At 67.2% G+C, this 238-nt stretch carries 1 protein-coding gene; it reads right to left on the bottom strand.

Annotated features, from left to right (window positions below; all coding sequences use genetic code 11):
• Nucleotides 1–238 (bottom strand): endo alpha-1,4 polygalactosaminidase (locus ACYYG1_RS17865; protein ID WP_461211675.1); only part of this gene is annotated, 238 nt, incomplete at both ends.

The following is a 238-nucleotide window of genomic DNA, read 5'->3' as shown; positions in this document are numbered from 1 at the left end:
CTCGACGACCGCGAAGTCGAAGGTCTGCGCGAGATGCGGCACCAGCTCGGCCGCGTTCTTGAGGCCGATGGCGAGACCGCGCCGATGGGCGGCTTTGGCGAGCCAGAGGTTGAAGGCGCGCTGGTCCTCGGCGGTGATGTCGAAGCCGGTCTCGTTGCCGAAGCCGTCGACATTGTCCGGATCGACCGCGTCGCATCGCTTCGCCACGGCGAGATTGAGCCGGTCACCGAAGATCGGC

Source organism: Desulfocurvus sp. DL1XJH-121, from assembly GCF_054819825.1.
The sequence above is the reverse complement of the archived record's forward strand: the minus strand, read 5'-3'. Positions and strand labels throughout refer to the sequence as shown.